We start from the raw sequence: 19,236 nt of genomic DNA on the forward strand, positions 1-19,236 counted from the left end.
GCCCTATGGCCCTCATGTTTCCGCGCCTGGCGCGCAACTTTGCCCGCAACGGCTACTACCCCACCGATGAAATCACGCTTGAACGCACGCTGCAGGTACTCACTCCCGCGGCTTCGGGCAGGATGAGGATCTGCGACCCCTGTGCCGGTGAGGGTGTTGCCCTTGCTGAAGCGGCTCACTTCCTGGGCCGCGACCAGGTCCAAGCGTTCGCCGTCGAGTACGATCGCGAACGCGCGGATCACGCGCGTGGTCTGCTCGATCGGGTGCTGCACAGCGACCTGTTCGACACCTTGATCAGCCGCCAGTCGTTCGGCTTGCTATGGCTCAACCCACCCTACGGTGACCTGGTCGCGGATCACTCCGGTGCATCCCAGTACCAAGGCAGCGGCCGCCGGCGCCTGGAGAAAGCCTTTTATCAGCGCTGCCTCCCGCTTCTGCAGTACGGCGGCGTGATGGTGCTCATCGTCCCTCACTACGTGCTGGATGACGAGTTGACTGGATGGCTGAGCAATCACTTCGCCGTCCTACGCGTGTACGGTGCTGCAGACCCCACCTTCAAACAGGTGGTGATCTTCGGCATCCGTGTACGCCGACAGGACCTGGCCCGGGCTTCCACCAACCAGGTGAGGGCTCGTCTGCAGGCGATCGGCGCCGGGCAGGAGCAGGCCGAGGAGATCCCGGCCATCTGGCCATGGGAGCCGTACCTCGTCCCGTCAGTTGCTAGCGATCTGGAGCACTTCTATCGCATTACCCTGGAGCCGGAGCAATTCGCCGCCGAGATTCTGCGGTTGCGAGGTCTCTGGCCCGACTTCAACTTGCACTTCGGGCAAGCCGGCCTTCAACCCCGAGCCCCTGTCCGCGAGCTTTCTCGTTGGCACCTCGCACTGGCCCTGGCCGCCGGCGCAATTTCTGGTGTTGTACGTTCGAAGTCGGGGCGGGTCTTGGTCGTGAAGGGTGATACCTACAAGGACAAGGTGCGCAAGACCGAATTCACCGAGGACGAGAAGGGCAACGTCTCAGAAGTCAGGATCCTCACAGATCGCTTCATCCCGATCATCCGCGCCTGGGAAATGACGCCCTCCTCGGTGAACCACGGCCAGGTGCTGACCATCAGCTCCTCGCCGGCGAGCATCGACGAAGCGCCTGCAGCTGATGAGCCAGTTGCAACGTCACTGTTCAACCCGGGGCAGATCAGGATGAGCGCCGCTGTCAGCCATCTGGCCGAAACCGGGCAGCTCAACCCTACTCCCGCCCTGAAACGCCATCTAGTTGGCGACTGGGGTGAGCTATGCGATGACGATCGAGCCTCCAATCAGCTTGCGCTTACCCACGGAGACCGTTTGTTCTCAGGCTACGACATCGACGCCGGCGACGAGTCCAGGCTCTGGATCATCACCGAAGCCGACCGCAGCTCCACCACCCTGCTGCTTCCCAGCGACTACTGACCCACGCCGCAACGGCGACAACCCCACACCGACCCGCAGGGTATGCCCATACCCGCCGGGGTTTGTGCATGCCCTGCTTTCCCTGCAGGAGATGCACATGAACGCACTGACCCAATCGGCCGCCTCGGCCAACTCCCCACTGAACATCAACCTGACCGATTTCATCGACGAGTTCGGCGACGAGCTCCTGGAGTCACTCAACCGCTCCAACCCTCCGGTCTATACCGGCAGCATTAACGAACAGCGCCAGGCCGTGATGGCAAGTCTCAAGCGCACGCCATTCGTGGCGCAAGCTGAGGTTGTCCAAGCCATCACGTCGCTTCTGCTCGATCGCAACGAGCAAGCTGCGATCATCAACGCCGAGATGGGTACCGGGAAGACGATGATGGCCATCGCAGTCGCTGCCGTGCTCCACGCGGCAGGTTACCGTCGAACCCTCGTCATCTCACCACCCCACCTGGTCTACAAGTGGCGGCGCGAGATCCTGGAGACCACGCCAGGCGCCCGCGTCTGGGTGCTCAACGGCCCCGACACGTTGGTCAAGCTGCTTAAGCTGCGTGACCAGTCGGGGCAAACCTATGACGGCCGGCCGGAGTTCTTCATCCTCGGCCGCGTCAGGATGCGGATGGGTTTCCACTGGCGACTCGCCTGCTGGAAGCGGCGTACTGCAGGTGGCCAACTGCTGGCGGCATGTCCAGATTGTGGCCAGGTCCTCGAGGACCTGGAAGGCAACCTGGTCACCGTGGACGAGTTCGAGCGCGGTGATCGCCGTCGTAACTGCACCGTCTGTAACGCTGCCCTCTGGACACTTATGCGCCCAGGCAAGGCCGATGGTGGCGACCGCCGCTCGACAATCCTTAAATCGATGTGCCGGATACCGACGATCGGCCCGGTTCGGGCGGAACGGCTGCTGAACGACTTCGGCGAGGACTTCCTCGCCTCGATGCTGGTCGACAACGTTTCTGAGTTCATCAACCTGATGGACGCGAAAGGTGACTTCGTCTTCAGTGACCGCCAGGCAAAGCGCATGGAGCGGGCGATGGCCAACATCGAGTTCGGATTCGGCGAAGGCGGCTACCAGCCGACAGAGTTCATCAAGCGCTACCTACCCGATGGCTTCTTCGACCTGCTGGTTGTCGACGAGGGGCATGAGTATAAGAACAGCGGGTCGGCCCAGGGCCAGGCCATGGGGGTGTTGGCCGCGAAGGCGCGTAAAACCGTGCTCCTCACCGGGACCTTGATGGGTGGCTACGCCGACGACCTGTTCTACCTCCTGTTCCGCATCCTCACCCAGCGCATGATCGAGGACGGCTACCGACCCAACGCACGCGGCAGTATGGCTCCTGCAGCCATGTCGTTCATGCGCGATCACGGAGTCCTCAAGGACATCTACACCGAGCGCGATGGCGATTCTCACAAGACCGCCAAGGGCAAGAAGCTGTCGGTACGCACCGTGAAGGCCCCCGGCTTCGGCCCTAAAGGCATCCACCGGTTCGTGCTGCCATTCACCGTGTTCCTGAAGCTCAAGGATATCGGTGGCAACGTGCTGCCCAGCTACCAGGAGGAGTTCATCGACGTGCCCATGGCGCCGGAACAGGCCTCGGCCTACCAGCGCTTGGCGGCCACGTTGACCGCTGAGCTCCGCCAGGCCCTGGCCCGGAGAGACACCACCCTTCTGGGAGTGGTGCTCAATGTGCTACTGGCCTGGCCGGACTGCTGCTTCCGATCGGAGATGGTCAAACATCCGCGCACCCGAGACACACTGGCCTTTGTGCCGGCGCTCTTCGGCGACCATGAACTGATGCCCAAGGAGCAGGCCCTGCTGAACCTGTGCCTCGAAGAGAAAGCGAAAGGCCGCAAGGTCCTTGCATATACCGTCTACAGCGGGACGCGCGACACCACGTCCAGGCTGAAGAAGGTCCTCGAGCAGGCAGGCCTTCGCGTCGCGGTACTGCGGGCCACGGTTGAAACGGCTCGGCGCGAGGACTGGATCCTCGACCAGGTCGACCGCGGTGTCGATGTGCTGCTGACCAACCCGGAGCTGGTTAAGACCGGGCTGGACCTGCTGGACTTCCCAACCATCGCGTTCCTGCAGACGGGGTACAACGTGTACACCCTACAGCAAGCCGCGCGGCGGTCATGGAGGATCGGGCAGAAACACCCGGTCCGCGTGGTTTTCTTCGGCTACGCCGGCAGCTCGCAGATCACCTGCCTGCAGCTGATGGCCAAGAAGATCGCAGTGGCGCAGAGCACTTCGGGCGATGTGCCTGATTCCGGGCTGGACTCGTTGAACCAGGACGGTGATTCAGTCGAGATGACACTTGCGCGACAACTTATTGCTGCATAACAAAAGGCCACCTTTCGGTGGCCTCTTAACTTCTAGTGTACGGCAACTCGCTTGTCTGGATAGAACCTGTAGTAGTTTTCCACAGCGTTGTTCCAGCAGCGCATTATTTCGTGGTTATTTTCTTCGACCCATGCAGCAACCTCTCCCAGAGGGTAGTCAGGGTCGTCTTTTAGCATTGCAACAGCCTTCTTGCTCTCAATATTAAAGAAACAAGTATTCCCAAGACCGCGAACAAATACCAGCTTAATTTCAGACGGATCCCTACAAATCACAGCGGCATGGACGACCTCATGCTGGTGCGCTGGCTTCACAATTTCCAGCAGCCGTTGATGAGCCTCGTTGTCGATGCATTCTATCCCCAGATCGGACATAGCCTCTCGGCCATGCAGATCGAAATCGTAAGGAATATAATCGCTATCAGCCTTAAAATCTACCGCAGAAATATTGCGCGACTCTATAGGGCCGAAATGGATATACCACGAGTCCTCTTCAGAGCTATTTTTGTCACCGAGAAGCTTACTAAGCTCCTCATCTGACAACGCGTCAAGATCATGAAGAGCAGACAGTCCAATATACCGAACCCATTCTTTCGGGGCCCCAATTAACTCGCACCACTCCACAAATGAAATTAGGCCGGAGACCTCTTCATTTACAAGATTAAAGGGCGTCAGACTACTCGCCTCCACAGACAACCGGATTTTAGATTTATCCCCAGTCATATCATTGCGCAGCTCGCCCTCTACCTTCGTAGCCTTCGCCACTTCCCTCTCGCTCAATTTTCTTGTTTCCATAGGGACGCCAGTGCCCTCTGGGAACGGAAGAGTTGTAAACCATACAACTCCCTGGAGAATATCCCCAGTATGCAAGTCCAAATGACCTTTAGACAAATTATCTGACAACACTGCTTTGGCAAGTGCTGCCGATGTAAAGTGGTACAACTTCATAGTTACCTCAATGTTGCCATGGGGCGGATGGGCGGACATTTATGATATCAGAATGATACCTATGGTCAGTCTACCCCGTCCAGGCTCCAGTCGAGGCAGCACCCCGGGTGAGAATTGCCGGTGGAGATGACGCAGAGCGCGCCCCTGTCTCAGTTGTGTAGGTCAGCGGACGCTCGCTTCCTCAAATAACTCAAGCCTCCAAAGCATCGATGTGTTACCACAAGTGAGGACCGTTTGCTCCCCGGCCTCAACCTGACTAAGATCAACTGAAGACTTTCCGTGAGCGATCTCAAGATGGTGCAACTAGTTTCTTTTCGCAATGCCGCCGGCGATTTAGGATTCTTCCAAAAAGACGGAAATCACGTCTATCTAAGTCTTCGACAACAGGGTTCACTCCACGTAATTAGCGAAGCCAATAGCTGGCAAGCATGGTCCGAATACAGTCAGGCTGTTCAGAAAAATGGCGACACCGCTGAAATTACCACAGATGCGATCCGCTACTACCTCATACGGCATGCAGAGACTATAGATATTGAAATCGTGGAAATGCACGCAATCAAGAATCCGGGAGCTTATTACCCACGAATCGCTAGAGAAAAGATTCATTTCAATTACGTATCCAATGAATTTCAGCAAGACATAAGAGCTTACAGGACTATCCAAGAAGGTCTTGACACTCTGTTCAACTACATAGAGCCGACCGCACACAACCTCAACGTGTATGGACACAAAATTCGAGAGCTTTTGATTCTGTCTTGTACAGAGGTAGAGCACCTACTTCTAAAGATGCTAACGGACAACGGCTATGCAAGGAAGGATAGATACAGCACCAATGACTATATAAAATGCAAGGAAATCCTTGGTCTCGGAGAGTACAAAACAATACTAAACTCGTATCGAGACCTTAAAATATTTCAGCCATTCGCCTCATGGTGCAAGAAATCACCGACTCAAACATTGCCTTGGTATAACGCCTACAATGCAGTCAAACACAACCGAAGCGACAACATCCAAAGTGCCAACCTCGAGCACCTTCTTGACGCAATATCCGCCATCCACATTCTCTTAGAAAGTCAGTACGGACAGGGCATATTCCAGCGCTGGACCAGCCGTACAGATGACAGGAGCATCTTTAACACGACAACCGCACCACGCTGGCGGTGCGACCAAGTTCAAGCACCAATATTCGTGCTGGGATGGGAAATGAAATATGAGTGGCCTGAGCGGCGAAAGTATTTTGAAGACCACGCGGAGTAGCATCGAACACAGTTCGAAAATTAACGATCACCTTTGGGCGGCCAATTTGTAGATTTTACTCCTCAAGCCACGGTCATGTCCGTCTGTGCCCAATGAGTTGCGAGTGACCTCGGAGCGGATCGAGGATGGTTTTGAGCGGCTTAGGGGCACGGCCATTGATCACCCCAAGCCCAAAGCTAGCTCTCGCCGGACAGCAGCCTATCGCACCGCATTGACGTAGGACCAATCTCACAGTTTACTGTATGAATATACAGCAATCTTCGGACAGATCCGGATGAACATCACTTTCCTCGGTACGCCCAGCGGCGGCCCTGCACTACTACCCGTATATTCGTTCCGCGTACCGGCAGGCTTCCCATCGCCGGCAGCGGATCACCTGGAACGCCACATCTCGCTCGACGAGCTGTTCGAGCTACGCGCCCCTCACGTTTACCTGGTGCAGGTCGAGGGCGACAGCATGCAGGGCGCAGGCATCTTCTCGGGTGATCTTCTCATCGTAGATCGCAGCAATGAGGCCGAGCATGGCGACATCGTGATCGCCGCGATCAACACCGAGCCCGTCTGCAAGCGGCTTTACCGGCGCAACGGTGTGTTGATCCTGCAGTCGGAGAATCCCGCCTACCCACCGCGCCACGTCATGGAGGGCGATGACCTGGTCATCTGGGGTGTGGTTCGCTACAGCGTGCGCGATCATGCCCAGTGATCAGGTGTATGCGCTGATCGACTGCAACAGCTTCTACGCCAGCTGCGAGCGAGTGTTCCGGCCGGATTTGGCGCGCACGCCCATCGTCGTGCTGAGCAACAACGACGGGTGTGTGATCGCCCGGTCGTACGACGCAAAACCGTTCGTGAAAATGGGCGAACCGTACTTCCAATGCCGGGAAAAACTACGTCGTCACGGCATCGTAGCGTTCTCCTCGAACTACGCGCTGTACGGCGACATGAGTGAGCGGGTTATGTCGCTGATCGAGTCGATGGTGCCGGCGACCGAGGTCTACTCGATCGACGAATGCTTTGCCGATCTCACCGGCATCCCGGGCAACCTCACCCAGTTTGGCCGCGATATCCGCGCCCGGGTGCTGCGCTGCACCGGCATCCCGGTGGGGGTGGGCATCGCCCGCACCAAGACCCTGGCCAAGCTCGCCAACCACACAGCAAAACGCTTGCAGGAGCAGACCGGTGGTGTCGTCGATATTACTGACGACTTCAAGCGCGACTGGGTGCTGCGAAACACTGAGGTAAAAGAGGTCTGGGGCATCGGTAGACGGATGACTGCACACCTCGAGACCATGGGTATCCGCATGGCAATGGACCTGGCCAAGGCTGACGCACGGATGCTTCGTGAAAAGTTCAGCGTGGTGGTGGAGAAGACCGCGCGCGAGCTTGCCGGCATTCCGTGCCTCGGCCTCGACGAAGCTGACCCGCCCAAGCAGGAAATCTGCTGCAGTCGCATGTTCGGCAAGCGGCTGACAGAACTGACACCGATTAAACAGGCGGTGGCCACCTACACGGAGCGAGCCGCCGAAAAGCTGCGTGCCCAGGGTTCGGTTTGCAAGCGCATGCGAGTGGCGATCCGTACTGGGATGTTCAACCCGAACGAAGCCCATTTTGCCAAGGGTGCCCTGGTAGAGCTGCCATACCCCACGAACGACACTCTACTGTTAACGCGGGCCGCAACCGAGGCTGTAGAGCAGGTCTACCAGTCAGGCTACCGCTACAGCAAGGCCGAGGTGTTGCTCCTCGACCTACGCCAACCTGGCGAGTTCACAGATGATCTGTTCACCGCTACGCAGCCGGCTGCCTGTGCCAGGCTGATGGCGGTGATGGATGGAGTGAACCAGCGGTACGGCAGAGGCACGCTGAGATCCGCCACCGTCCCCCGTAATCCCGACTGGGGTATGCGCCGAGAGCTCATGAGCCAGTCGTTTACAACCAGAATCGATCAGTTGTGGCGAGTTCACTGTAAGTGAACAGAACACAACCTCAGGTATGGGTGAATAGGATTGCATATTCACCCCATAGGCTCGAAAACTGGTCCCAATCGGTAGTATTACTGGACACCCTGAATTTCAGCGTGCCGGGAGAATCTATCGGCGCCGGCTTTGTAAGAACCTTGCTCGCGAGATCATAGTAATTCAGTAGTTTCTCATCTGTGGGATTGCGGGGGGTGGGATAGCGCCCTGCCCACATCACTGACGCTTCGTAGAAATCAAGAATCTGCTTTCGCTCCTCGTCCAGGTCGAGGTCAAGCATTCGATGAAGCCTGTGCAGAACGTGAGTCTCCACTTCCTTCTGTGGTGTGGCACGCTGGACCAGTACTGCTTTCATGATGAGTTCCAAGGAGAGCCCACACAGCATGTGATATACCGGCCAGCAGGCCACCTTCATGCTGTAACCACTTCTGTAGCCAAGCGCCTGAGCGATTGCTGCGTCCTGCGATCCCATCGCGTGCCAAAGCGCACCTGCGGAGGCTAACAAGTCAGAGGCTCGGTTCTGCCAGTGATTGGGGTGGCTCCTGTCTTCTACGAGCGTTGGTCGTGACGCGAGCCAGCCTTCGTAATCGTCTTCCATATCATTCTCCACAAGCAGTCAATATCGCCTGAAAGCAAAAAGCCCCGCCCTGGCGGACCCGACTGGATTGCACAAAAACCGCCCCCCTAAAGGCGGTTTTTTTGCCTGCTGGAAAGTGAATCCAGTGTAACCCACAGATGGCTGGTCCTAAACATTCGGGCATTCGTTCACTGGCCGTCAGCCGAAGAAGCCGTTTATCCAGCACGCTCTTCCTGAGTGCACGGCGGTCGCAGAGCGGGCTGGTCTTCAAAAAGTGGGTTTTCAGTCGCGGCGCTCGCCAGCCGAGGGTTGCCCCTTCAGCATCGATCAAGAAATTCCACACAATCGGGCTAAGTATTTTCTGCTGAAACAGGATGAGGGTTGCGCGAGGGTGTACTCGGCTTCGAGAGGACACCCATGAAACTGCCGACCCGAAAGTACCTACCCCATGCTGCAGGACTGTTCATCCTGGGCGCGATCATCGCGCTCCAGCAGTACCAGCTTTCGACTCTGTCAAACGCCCTAAATGCAGCAGCAGAGCAGACATCCATCGATGCACTCCAGAATCGGGTGAGCGCTATTGATGATCGGCTCGACACAGTGTCAGGCATCCCCCTGGTCACCATGGAGGACTTCCGTGTAAGCCAGCAGGTGCTCGTTAACCGCATCGATGCTGTGCAGGCAACGGCCAAACAGGCCCAGGACATCGCGGTCGAAGCCAGCCGCTCATCCGCGAGTGCAGGTGATCTCCTGGTTCTCAAAGCGGATCTCGAGTCGCTTGGCGGCAAGCTGCAGAAAATGAGCAAGCCCCAGGGTCAGGCAACTGCTCCAGTTCAAAAAACCGCCCCTCCGAAAGCCAAGCCGAAGCCCCTACCGGTTAAGGCCCCACCTACCCCACAAGAGCCACCGCCCTTCCAGATGCTGGGGCTCGAATACCGAGGCGGCGAACGCTTCCTGTCGGTTGCTCCTACAGGTAGCACACGACTGAGCCAGATAGACCTGGTCCGTCCGGGCGAGGTGGTCAGCGGGAGCACCTGGCGGCTCAAGGCTGTGGATGAGCGAACCGCGACCTTCGACGCCGGCGGCACAACCCGAACCCTCAGCATTCAGCCATGAGATAAGCATCATGAATCTACCGATCGTTCGTGCCATTGCCTGCGTCTGCGCTTTTACAGCAGCGGGTATTGAGGCCGCATCGCTTCCTTCCACAGGAGGAGGAAGCTCCACTGTTCAACAGCTCACCAGCGAAAGCACCCTGTCGCAGAACAAGCTCCAGGATAAAGCAGCACAGGAGTGGGGCCTGACCTCCAAGGAGTACGAGCGCTATCAAGAGGTGATGCAGGGACCCCGGGGGGTGTATTCGCCAGGGCTTGACCCACTCACAGCGCTCGGAATCGAAGCCCGGTCGGATAGCGAGCGGCGCCGGTTTGCCGAGCTGCAGGTCCAGGCAGAACGTCAGCGAGTCGACAGGGAGCTCGCCTATCAGCGCGCCTACGACGAGGCGTACCAGCGCTTATACCCAGGCATTAAAGCCATTGAGATCTCGTCCTCCCCTACAGCCCAAGGGGGATCCTCCGTGAGCGGGCCAGCTCTGGAAGGCAGTGGGCGTCTGGCGCTCTTCGTCAAGGACGATTGCCTGCCCTGCGTTGACCATGTCAAACGCCTGCAGGCGTCCCAAACTCCGTTTGACCTCTATTTCGTCGGCAGCCAGAACGACGATGAGCGAATTCGCCGCTGGGCAATTCTCGCGGGTATTGACCCGTCCACCGTAAAAAACCGTCTGGTCACGCTCAACCACGACCAAGGCCGCTGGATTCGCCTCGGCCTCGGCGGCTCGCTGCCAGCCGCCGTGACGCAGGTGAACGGATCATGGCGTCGTCAATGAGTTGGGGGCGGCTCTGCCTTCTGCAGGTGCTGCTGCTCGCAGGCAGCGCATGGGGTGTAGAAGATCCGCCTCCCGCATATAAGTCGATCGCCATCAGGCATGGGGTTCCGCCCGTTGTCCTCTACTCGGTGGCGCTGCAGGAGAGCGGCACGCGGCTGCGCGGGCAACTGGTGCCATGGCCGTGGACGTTGAATGTCGCCGGCACCGGCTATCGCTTCGCCACACGAGCAGATGCTTGCCAAGCACTGATGATCGCAATTGTTAAGGCAGGGCCCGCTCGGGTCGACGTGGGGCTGGGACAAACCAATATTCGCTCGAACGGGCATCGTTACAGCTACCCCTGCGAAGGCCTGGATCCCTACAAAAACCTGGCGGTGACCGCCCAGATCCTGGCTGAACAGAAGGCCAAGGGCGGAACCTGGATCGATGCTGCCGGACGGTACCACCGCCCTGCCGGGGGTGCGCCGGCAGCGAAGTACCGTAGCTACTTCACGAAACATCTCAGCCGCGTCACTGGCATCAATTTCGAGGTACGGAACCCATGATTCATTCCAACGCCTGGCGTCGTAAGGCCATCCAGATCCTCACGCTTTCAGCTCTGGGCAGCCTCGCCATACAGGCCGGTGCTGACCAGCTCACCGTGGTAGAGGACCGCGGCGGCTCATCCGCACTGCGCTACTACCAAGACATCGAACCAGAACCTACTGCCCCTCCTCCGGTTGGAACCGGCGTGCGGACCGGTGGGGCATTTCCAGTGATCACTCCTGAGCTCAGCCCGGGCCAGGTGCAGGGGCGCGTGATCAATGCAGCGGGCCTGCAGCCGATGTTCATCGTCGGCGATGACTCAGGCTCGCAGGCCTGGCTCAAGCACAAACTCCCGGAGTTGCGGGGGCTGCAGGCCGTGGGGCTCGCCGTCAATGTCAGCAGCGCCGCGCGACTGGAGGAAATCCGTCGATGGGCCCCAGGTCTTCAGGTAATGCCCGTTCCAGCCAGCGACATCGCCGGTCGCCTGGGACTGCAGCACTATCCAGTGCTGATCACCGCCACAACCCTTCAGCAGTGAGAACCTGGATGCGCCCACCACGACCTGTATCGCCGGTGTTCACGTTGATCATCAGCCATCCCTTACACCGTCCCGGCCGAGAGCAAATGATCGAGCAGGTCCGGCATGTGAGCGAGCTCTACGGTGGGCGTGTGACGGGCATCTCCGAGATCAATGAACATGCGTTCGCGCAGCGCCTGGCCGAGCGCTTGACTCCCGACCAGGTTGACGCCGCGCGCGAAGAAGCCAGCATTCCAATCGCGAGGATCTGTGATGGCGACCTACACCCTTGAATCGCTGCTACGGCCTCCGGTGGAGCTGTTCACCACCGCAGTTTGCTACGTGGCGGCCGCGCTCTGCGTGAGCGCGCCGTGGGCATTCGCCCTGACACCACTGTTCGGAATTGTCGCTGCCCTGGGCTTCATCTATCTCGGCACTGTGCGGCTGTTACAGGCCCGACGAGTTCTTCGCTACCAGGCTAACCTGCGTCGGCTTCCCCACTACACCATGACCAGTGCTGAAATGCCGATCAGCAACGAGCGCCTGTTCATTGGCCGGGGATTCCGTTGGACGCAGAAGCACACGCAGCGCTTGGCCGACACCTACCTCCCCCAGTACGCCGGTTACGTCGAGCCCACGAAGCTTTACATACAAGCACGCTGGCTGGAGGAACGCTTGGAGTTTGCACCCTTCCCCTTGAAGGCGATCACTAAGCTAACTGGCTGGGATTCCAGCTGGAACCCTGCCCGGCCTCTGCCTCCGGTAGGTGGCCTGCCCAGACTGCATGGGATTGAGCCCGATGAGCAGAATGTCAGCCTGCCCCTGGGCGAGCGCGTTGGCCACACCCTGGTGCTGGGAACCACTCGTGTAGGTAAGACGCGATTGGCAGAGGTCTTCATCACCCAGGACATCCGCCGCACACATCGCCGTAGGCCGCGCGCTCACATGGGGCGCAGGAACCAGGCCCCGCATCGCTGGAGCCGACGCAGGCAGATTGAGCAACAGCCCGACCACGAGGTGGTGATCGTCTTCGATCCCAAGGGCGATGCCGACCTGCTCAAACGCATGTACGTCGAGTGCAAACGGGCTGGGCGCCTCGACGAGTTCTACGTATTCCACCTGGGGTGGCCGGACATCTCCGCGCGCTACAACGCCATCGGCCGCTTTGGCCGGATCAGCGAAGTCGCCACCCGCATTGCTGGCCAGCTTTCTGGTGAGGGCAACTCTGCCGCATTCCGTGAGTTCGCCTGGCGATTCGTCAACATCATTGCGCAGTCTTTGGTCGCCCTCGGCCGCCGCCCGGACTATGAGCAGATCCGCCGGCACGTCATCAACATCGACGAGCTCTTTATCGAGTACGCACAAAAATACTTCGCGGAGCACGACCCCAAGGCCTGGCAGACCATCGTCGAGCTGGAAGGGAAGATTGATCGCAAGAACCTGTCGTTCGCGATGAAAGATCGCCCGCTTCGGGTGGTGGCGATCGACATGTACCTGACCCAGAAGCGCATCAACGACTCGGTCATGGACGGCCTGCGCAGCGCTGTGCGCTACGACAAGACCTATTTCGACAAGATCGTCGCATCGTTGCTCCCGCTCCTGGAGAAACTCACCACGGGGCGGATTGCTGAACTGCTCGCCCCCGACTACCTGGATCTCGCTGACGAGCGACCGATTTTCGACTGGATGCAGGTAATCCGAAAGCGCGCCGTGGTCTATGTCGGCCTCGATGCATTGTCCGACACAGAAGTCAGCGCGGCCGTGGGTAACTCGATGTTCAGCGACTTGGTCTCGGTCGCGGGGCACATCTATAAGCATGGCATCGACGACGGCCTGCCAGGACATATGGCCGGGGGCAAAGTGCGCATCAACCTCCACGCTGACGAGTTCAACGAGCTGATCGGGGACGAGTTCATCCCTATGGTGAACAAGGCCGGTGGCGCCGGCATCCAGGTCACCGCCTACACCCAGACGATGAGCGACATCGAGGCGAAGATTGGCTCGAAGGCAAAGGCTGGCCAGGTGATCGGTAACTTCAACAACCTGTTCATGTTGCGGGTCCGTGAGACCGCAACTGCTGAGCTGCTGACCAACCAGTTGCCCAAGGTGCAGATCTACAACAGCACGCCGGCAAGCAGCGCGAACGACTCGGTTAACGGCAAAACCGCGTTCACCTCGAGCTCGCATGACCAGGTGCAGCTGGCGAGTGTGCCAATGATTGAGCCAGCTCACGTCGTCGGCTTGCCCAAGGGCCAGGCCTTCGCACTGATCGAGGGCGGGAACCTCTGGAAGATCCGCATGCCGCTTCCTGCGAACGACCCGGACGACGCCCTGCCCGGCAACCTGCAGGAGCTGGCCGCCGGCATGCGGCGATCTGCGGCGTCCTCGACCGACTGGTGGGAAGCACCCGGCTACCAGGAGCTGAAGACCGCCCTGCCCGACGACCTAGTCGAGGATTTCCGCCAGGTGTCCACCGATGACGCAGCGTGAGGTGTAGGCCATGGCAGATGACGTTTCGAAGAAGGCCGAGCAGCAGCAGGAGCGGCAAGAGTCGCTGTTCAGCAAGATCTTCTGGTTCCCGTTCAATTTCCTGGGTGTGATGTGCGGCTCGCTGCTTGTCGCAATCATTGTCGACTGGGTATGCCTGTATTTTTTCTGGCCCGAAGCAGGATGGCGTCACGGCCAACAAATGCTGGTCAGCGAACTCAGCTGGCTCTCAAAAGGGTTGGTACACAGCGCCATAGTGCAGGAGCCTGGCCGCACCGCGACGTGGCTTGTTACAGAAGCTTATGACTGGCTGGTCGTGAAGACCGGGATGCTCAGCTGGGCCCAAGGGATGGAGTCGATCGCCCAAGCCGGCCCCCGCAATGAGCTCGACATGCGCTACTGGGCCGCGCAAAGCGTCACAACAGTGCAGAACTACACCCTTGCAGCCCTCTTCACCGTCCTGGTGTTCTGCGTCCGCCTGGTCGTCCTGGTGATGACTGTGCCGCTGTTCGCCATGGCTGCTCTCACAGGCCTGGTCGACGGCCTGGTGCGTCGAGATCTGCGCAAGTTCGGGGCAGGCCGCGAATCCAGCTACCTCTATCACAAGGCCCGCGCAACGATCCTGCCGTTGGCCATTTTCCCCTGGACTTTCTACTTAGCGCTCCCGATCAGCATCACCCCCATGCTGGTGCTGCTCCCCTGCGCTGCCTTGCTCGGCGTATCCGTGAGCATTACGGCCGCGAGCTTCAAGAAATATTTGTGAGGAAGAGCACGATGCAATGGACCCACGAGCAGTCGCCGATCATCCACTCGGAGGCGCCGAAACTACTCATCCAGGCCGGCGCCGGCAGTGGAAAGACCACAACGCTGGTGGGATATGCGCAACATCACTCACGACTGCGGATTCTCTATCTTTGCTACAACAAGTCGGTGGAGGTCGCAGCGAAGGGACGCTTCCCGCGCAACGTGGTGAACAAAACCGCACACGGGCTGGCCTACGCCGTCTATGGCACACAGTTTAGCCATAAGCAGACCAACAACCTGCGACTGACCGATATCGCCCGTGCGATCAATACGCAGGACTGGGAGTTGGTCAGAGACGTGCTGACAACCCTCAACAACTACATGGCCAGCGCCGACGACCTGATCGAGCGCTGCCACTTTCCACGGTTCCGTGACCGTCCGATGCTTACCTCCGCCCAGGAGCGCTACCTGAACCAGGCACTCATAGCAGCGATGGGCATTTGGAAGCGAATGACTGACCTGCAGGACACAGCGCTGCAGATCACGCATGACGGATACCTGAAGCTGTACCAGTTGAGCAAACCCGACCTGAGCCAGCGCTTCGACTGTGTCCTGCTCGATGAGGGACAGGACGTAAACCCCGTGATCGCTGACATAGTGCGCATTCAGCGCATTCGCAAGGTGGCAGTGGGTGATCGTCATCAGCAGATCTATCGCTTTCGAGGGGCGGAAGATGCTCTCAATGCCAGCTGGATGGCCGGGGCTGAGAAGCACTACCTGACCCAGAGCTTCCGCTTTGGCCCTGCAGTCGCCCATGTCGCCAACATCATCCTGTCCTACAAGGGAGAAACCAGAAAGCTGCAGGGGCTGGGCGAGAAGACCCTGGTGAAAAAAGCACTACCAACTGGACTACCGCACCGAACGTACATCCATCGCACCGTCATCGGCGTGATCGAGAACGCACTGTGCCTCGTCAGCGAGAGGCCCAAGATCTACTGGGTGGGCGGCATCGACAGCTACTCAGTGCGTGACCTCGAGGATCTGTTCTTTTTCAGCCGGGGACAACGCGACCTGGTCCATAACAAAAAAATGCTGCGGGACTACCGGGACTACGGCCAGTACGTAGAAATCGCCGAGGTGAGTCAGGACAGCGAGATGATCCGGTCGATCAAGATCATCAACATGTATCCGGATCTGCCCCAGCGAATCTTGGCCCTGCGCTCATGCACGGTGGACAGGGAGCTTGATGCGACGATCACGTTGACTTCCGCTCACAAGTCGAAAGGCCTGGAGTGGGATTTCGTCGAGCTCTTCGACGACTTCACGTCAGATCCCCTGGCACCGGATGTCGATGCCGGCCGACGAGATGACGAATTGAACCTGCTGTACGTGGCCGTCACCCGTGCAATGAAGATTTTGGCGATCAACAGCATGGTGCTGTCGATCATGGAACGCTATGTCGATGCGCTCGCCCCTGGGGCGCGTCAGGCGCGCGGCTGATTGAAAACAGGAGCCACTATGAGCAGGAAATTCGAACACCGTACTGAATATGTCGCTATCCCATTCAAAAACGCGACTAGCGGCGCTTGGATTTTCAAGAGCACGGAGCAGACGTTGGAGCCCGATATTGCATCTCTTCTGGGCGAAGAGGAGCGACTGCAGAAGAAGATGCTCGAGCTCGGCGCCGAAGGTTGGGAACTCGTGAGCACGCAGACAGTGTGCCGAGGGGAGGTCAAGGTGGGCAATCAAAATGCCCAGGCCTGGTCTTACGGCTTTCCAATGCCGGTCGGATATTTGCTCTTTTTCAAGCGCGAGCTCCCTTGAAAAACCTCAACATGCTGCGCGTACGTGAAATCGCAACCGCGTAGCTGCTAACCGACCAGTGGCTTTAGATCCCAAAAGCTGCACGTGGGAATCCTGCTTCAGTTGGAAGTCCAAGCGAACTGAACGTGCATCCTGGTAACCCTGGTTTGTCGTCAACCAGATCCGCAACCCTCCTAATCCAGTCCGAGTTAGGCGCAAGCTTCTTGAGTAGGAACCAGACGACGGATATCAGGCCGTAGAGCCTACTCAGCGCATTGCTGTCCAAGTTTAGGCCAGCGAAGTATGGATCCGTAGGCAACGCGGACAATGGATTCGGCATAACCTGGTTCCAGATCCGAGTGTGATGAGCACAGCGGTTGCGCAGCAGATTGATCTCTTGCAACCAGCGCGCGAAGATCCTGGCATCAGTCAAGCTAAACCTTGAAAGGATCTGGTTCTGATAGGTGCCTTTGAGCATCTCGAAATACCGAGACAGCGCGCCAAAATCCCACGCCTCCACAGCAACCCAAAACGGAATTGGTCTACTTGAGCGACGGTGCCACTGAATGGAGTCCTCGGTACTCCTGTCCAACAGTTGCTGCTGTTTCGCTGCCCACTCGTTCCACTTGTTTCGAGGTTTACCGTGCGAGGTGAAATTCCTGGCGAACTTAGGCTGGATATAGCCGACGTCCGTATACGCCATCGGGTCGTGATAACCCACAACATGAGCGATGACCGTTTTCAGGTTGACCTCCAACCGCTCGATCGCATCTAGCATCAGAAGACGAAGATGCTTGTCGAACCTGTAAAGGCTAACGACATCATCGAAAGAGGTGCCCGCTGCGAAGACATCCTGACGAAGCGGCTTGTTGCTGATCGGGCAGATCTTCGCCTGGTTGGTCGCCGTATCAACATCGAACTCACGTGCAGGGTACCAGTAGCCGCTTAGACGGTAGTAGCCCAACTGTGCCAGCTTGCGCTCTGTTCGCGCAGGATCTGGTACGTGCATATTGCGCTGCTGGATGAGGGCGACGAGGTCTGGATAGGTTCGAAAAGGTTTCGGAGCCAGCAAAATCCATTTCCCAGAAATAAGAAGGCCCGAACGTAATGCCGGACTAAGCCAGCACCAGAGGATCGGGCGCGATTGGGTTCAATCATGCCGATTGTCTCATTCGCCGTCAACCAAAATCGGTTGACGAAAAGTCACGACAAAATCGACAGAGAAACGGCGCACGCAGAGGTGCAAGAGGCCACCCCTCAAAAAAATTCCACGACCATTGGATAAGTATTTCTTGAGGCAGGCCCTACCCTGATCTCGGCATCCTGACGCCCACAGTCAGCCTTGCCAGAGCCCAGCCGTGAACACGTCTACCACTCCCCTTGCATCTCCACGCCGAATCCTGCTTGGCGCGCTGATCAGCGTCACTGGCAGCTTGATGTTCTGCCCTTCAGCCCATGCGATCGGAGCGTCTGAACAGTCGAACATCGAGGTCATGGTTCGGCAGCTCAATGCGCTTGAGGACTCCGCGCGGCGCAGCGCCGCCGTCGCCAGCGAGCCGGGGCAGCGCTACTACTTCGACTACGAGCGCCTGGCCGGCGACATCCAGCGCGTTCGTCAGGGGCTGCAGGAGTACCTGACCCCCAGTCGCGCACAGCCACGGGATCCGGCAGAGCTCGCGGGCAAATACACCCTTACGGGCGGGCGGATGCCATGAGCATGAGCGGAGCACAAGTCGCTGCCTTCAACGCCGCCAGCGGTACCACGCCCCAAGCCAGCTCAACGCTGCTCCTGGGCTTCGTTATCGCACTTTCGATGCTCTGGGGGGCTTGGGCCCTCTACAGCATCTACCGCGGCTGGGCCACCACAAACATCGACCGTGGGATCGCGGCCTCATCAGCCGTCCGCATCATCGTGCTGCTCATGATCCTTTCCGCCCTCGTTCTTAGCTAAATCCTCAGGAGTTACAAACATGTCGCAACCACACCGCTTGAAATCGCTCGTCTGGAGCCTTGTTCTCGCCCTGACCTCGGCACCGATGCTCGCCAACGCTGCGCTGCCAGGGGCCCAAGCGCCCACCCGAGGGGAAGGGACCAACATGATGCAAACCTTCCAGAACTACGCATACGACGGATTCATGCTGCTCGGCCTGGTCCTGATCGGTGGGGCCATGATTGGCGTCGCTCATCACGCCTACGGCACCTATCACGAGATCCATGAAGGTAAGAAAAAGTGGCGTGACCTGGGGCTGACGGGCGTGGTCGGCGCCTGCCTGATTGGTATTGCCATTTACATGGTGACCAAAGCGACCACCGTCCTCTAACCAGGTAAGTCGACATGGCTGAAGTTTCATACCTCAAAGACGGATCCCTCGATTTCCTACCGCATAACCTCAACAGGCAACCAATGGTTATGGGAGGTCTGACTGCGGATGAGATGTGGGGAACCGTGGCAGCCTGCGGCGGTGCAGGTTTTGTCCTGGGCATACCCGTCGCCTTCCTGTTCGGTAATCCCGCCCTCGTCATCGCCTGCGCCCTGGTGGGTGGGGCACTGGGCCTGACGGTGGCCAGCCGCATCCTGCGGAAGATGAAACGCGGCCGGCCCGACATCTGGTTCTACCGCCAGCTCCAGCTGACCGTGACCCAGCACTTCACCTTCCTCCCTTTCCTGGGTGACACCAAGCTGGTCACTCGAGAAGGCGCATGGACCTGCCGTCGCACCGAAAAGTAGGGAT

At 58.6% G+C, this 19,236-nt stretch carries 21 protein-coding genes; 18 read left to right on the forward strand and 3 right to left on the reverse strand.

What is annotated here, in order from left to right; all coding sequences use genetic code 11:
• Positions 1-5: 5 nt before the first annotated feature.
• Positions 6-1,445 (forward strand): DUF6094 domain-containing protein, encoded by a 1,440-nt coding sequence (locus tag EJA05_RS21310; protein WP_125859733.1) that lies wholly within the window; start codon positions 6-8, stop codon positions 1,443-1,445.
• A gap of 97 nt (positions 1,446-1,542) precedes the next feature.
• The gene (locus EJA05_RS21315) at positions 1,543-3,792 is read left to right on the forward strand and encodes a DEAD/DEAH box helicase (RefSeq protein WP_125859735.1); all 2,250 of its coding nucleotides are present in this window, start codon (positions 1,543-1,545) and stop codon (positions 3,790-3,792) included.
• A 32-nt stretch (positions 3,793-3,824) separates the two neighbouring features.
• Here EJA05_RS21315 and EJA05_RS21320 read toward each other — a convergent pair whose 3' ends face one another.
• A complete protein-coding gene (locus tag EJA05_RS21320; RefSeq protein WP_125859737.1) occupies positions 3,825-4,736 on the reverse strand; it encodes a hypothetical protein in 912 nt (303 codons plus the stop codon).
• A gap of 279 nt (positions 4,737-5,015) precedes the next feature.
• On the opposite strand from EJA05_RS21320, the gene EJA05_RS21325 reads away from it, so the two are divergent.
• From EJA05_RS21325 to EJA05_RS21335, 3 genes are all read left to right on the forward strand, one after another.
• Positions 5,016-5,993 carry a hypothetical protein gene (locus EJA05_RS21325; RefSeq protein WP_125859740.1) on the forward strand — a complete coding sequence of 326 codons (978 nt, stop codon included), beginning with the start codon at positions 5,016-5,018 and terminating at the stop codon, positions 5,991-5,993.
• A gap of 274 nt (positions 5,994-6,267) precedes the next feature.
• Positions 6,268-6,696: a LexA family protein gene (locus tag EJA05_RS21330; RefSeq protein WP_125859742.1), complete on the forward strand. Its 429-nt coding sequence runs from the start codon at positions 6,268-6,270 to the stop codon at positions 6,694-6,696.
• Positions 6,686-7,963, forward strand: coding sequence for a Y-family DNA polymerase (locus EJA05_RS21335; RefSeq protein ID WP_125859744.1), 1,278 nt, complete (start codon positions 6,686-6,688; stop codon positions 7,961-7,963). Before EJA05_RS21330 ends, EJA05_RS21335 begins: the two co-directional genes overlap by 11 nt.
• Positions 7,964-7,976: 13 nt before the next feature.
• Here the strand turns inward: EJA05_RS21335 and EJA05_RS21340 are convergent, their stop codons facing one another.
• On the reverse strand, positions 7,977-8,564 hold the full coding sequence (locus tag EJA05_RS21340) for a hypothetical protein (protein WP_125859746.1): 588 nt from the start codon (positions 8,562-8,564) through the stop codon (positions 7,977-7,979).
• A gap of 396 nt (positions 8,565-8,960) precedes the next feature.
• Between EJA05_RS21340 and EJA05_RS21345 the strand changes: the two genes are divergently transcribed.
• From EJA05_RS21345 to EJA05_RS21385, 9 genes are all read left to right on the forward strand, one after another.
• Positions 8,961-9,659: a methyl-accepting chemotaxis protein gene (locus EJA05_RS21345; protein WP_125859748.1), complete on the forward strand. Its 699-nt coding sequence runs from the start codon at positions 8,961-8,963 to the stop codon at positions 9,657-9,659.
• A 10-nt stretch (positions 9,660-9,669) separates the two neighbouring features.
• Positions 9,670-10,428 (forward strand): TIGR03759 family integrating conjugative element protein, encoded by a 759-nt coding sequence (locus tag EJA05_RS21350; RefSeq protein WP_125859750.1) that lies wholly within the window; start codon positions 9,670-9,672, stop codon positions 10,426-10,428.
• Positions 10,413-10,973, forward strand: coding sequence for a lysozyme family protein (locus tag EJA05_RS21355; RefSeq protein WP_125859752.1), 561 nt, complete (start codon positions 10,413-10,415; stop codon positions 10,971-10,973). The genes EJA05_RS21350 and EJA05_RS21355 overlap by 16 nt, the downstream gene beginning before the upstream one ends.
• Complete coding sequence (locus EJA05_RS21360; protein ID WP_125859754.1) at positions 10,970-11,491, forward strand: integrating conjugative element protein; 522 nt, start codon at positions 10,970-10,972, stop codon at positions 11,489-11,491. Before EJA05_RS21355 ends, EJA05_RS21360 begins: the two co-directional genes overlap by 4 nt.
• 86 nt (positions 11,492-11,577) lie before the next feature.
• Positions 11,578-11,763 carry a hypothetical protein gene (locus EJA05_RS21365; RefSeq protein WP_125859756.1) on the forward strand — a complete coding sequence of 62 codons (186 nt, stop codon included), beginning with the start codon at positions 11,578-11,580 and terminating at the stop codon, positions 11,761-11,763.
• Positions 11,741-13,960, forward strand: coding sequence for a type IV conjugative transfer system coupling protein TraD (gene traD, locus EJA05_RS21370; protein WP_125859758.1), 2,220 nt, complete (start codon positions 11,741-11,743; stop codon positions 13,958-13,960). Before EJA05_RS21365 ends, traD begins: the two co-directional genes overlap by 23 nt.
• Positions 13,961-13,970: 10 nt before the next feature.
• Positions 13,971-14,720 carry a TIGR03747 family integrating conjugative element membrane protein gene (locus tag EJA05_RS21375; RefSeq protein WP_125859760.1) on the forward strand — a complete coding sequence of 250 codons (750 nt, stop codon included), beginning with the start codon at positions 13,971-13,973 and terminating at the stop codon, positions 14,718-14,720.
• An 11-nt stretch (positions 14,721-14,731) separates the two neighbouring features.
• Positions 14,732-16,201 (forward strand): UvrD-helicase domain-containing protein, encoded by a 1,470-nt coding sequence (locus EJA05_RS21380; RefSeq protein WP_125859762.1) that lies wholly within the window; start codon positions 14,732-14,734, stop codon positions 16,199-16,201.
• 18 nt (positions 16,202-16,219) lie between these two features.
• Positions 16,220-16,525, forward strand: coding sequence for a hypothetical protein (locus tag EJA05_RS21385; protein ID WP_125859764.1), 306 nt, complete (start codon positions 16,220-16,222; stop codon positions 16,523-16,525).
• A 64-nt stretch (positions 16,526-16,589) separates the two neighbouring features.
• Here EJA05_RS21385 and EJA05_RS21390 read toward each other — a convergent pair whose 3' ends face one another.
• Positions 16,590-17,576: an Abi family protein gene (locus EJA05_RS21390; protein WP_223811864.1), complete on the reverse strand. Its 987-nt coding sequence runs from the start codon at positions 17,574-17,576 to the stop codon at positions 16,590-16,592.
• 286 nt (positions 17,577-17,862) lie between these two features.
• Between EJA05_RS21390 and EJA05_RS21395 the strand changes: the two genes are divergently transcribed.
• The 4 genes from EJA05_RS21395 to EJA05_RS21410 are packed head-to-tail and all read left to right on the forward strand — an operon-like array spanning position 17,863 to position 19,232.
• Positions 17,863-18,219 carry an integrative conjugative element protein, RAQPRD family gene (locus tag EJA05_RS21395; protein WP_125859766.1) on the forward strand — a complete coding sequence of 119 codons (357 nt, stop codon included), beginning with the start codon at positions 17,863-17,865 and terminating at the stop codon, positions 18,217-18,219.
• Positions 18,216-18,455, forward strand: a complete 240-nt coding sequence (locus tag EJA05_RS21400; protein WP_125859768.1) for a TIGR03758 family integrating conjugative element protein — start codon at positions 18,216-18,218, stop codon at positions 18,453-18,455. Before EJA05_RS21395 ends, EJA05_RS21400 begins: the two co-directional genes overlap by 4 nt.
• Positions 18,456-18,474: 19 nt before the next feature.
• Positions 18,475-18,825, forward strand: coding sequence for a TIGR03745 family integrating conjugative element membrane protein (locus EJA05_RS21405; RefSeq protein WP_125859770.1), 351 nt, complete (start codon positions 18,475-18,477; stop codon positions 18,823-18,825).
• Positions 18,826-18,839: 14 nt separating this feature from the next.
• Positions 18,840-19,232 (forward strand): TIGR03750 family conjugal transfer protein, encoded by a 393-nt coding sequence (locus EJA05_RS21410; RefSeq protein ID WP_125859772.1) that lies wholly within the window; start codon positions 18,840-18,842, stop codon positions 19,230-19,232.
• Positions 19,233-19,236: the final 4 nt, after the last annotated feature.

The sequence above is a fragment of the Pseudomonas oryziphila genome (genome assembly GCF_003940825.1).
In the GTDB taxonomy this organism is placed as follows: domain Bacteria; phylum Pseudomonadota; class Gammaproteobacteria; order Pseudomonadales; family Pseudomonadaceae; genus Aquipseudomonas; species Aquipseudomonas sichuanensis.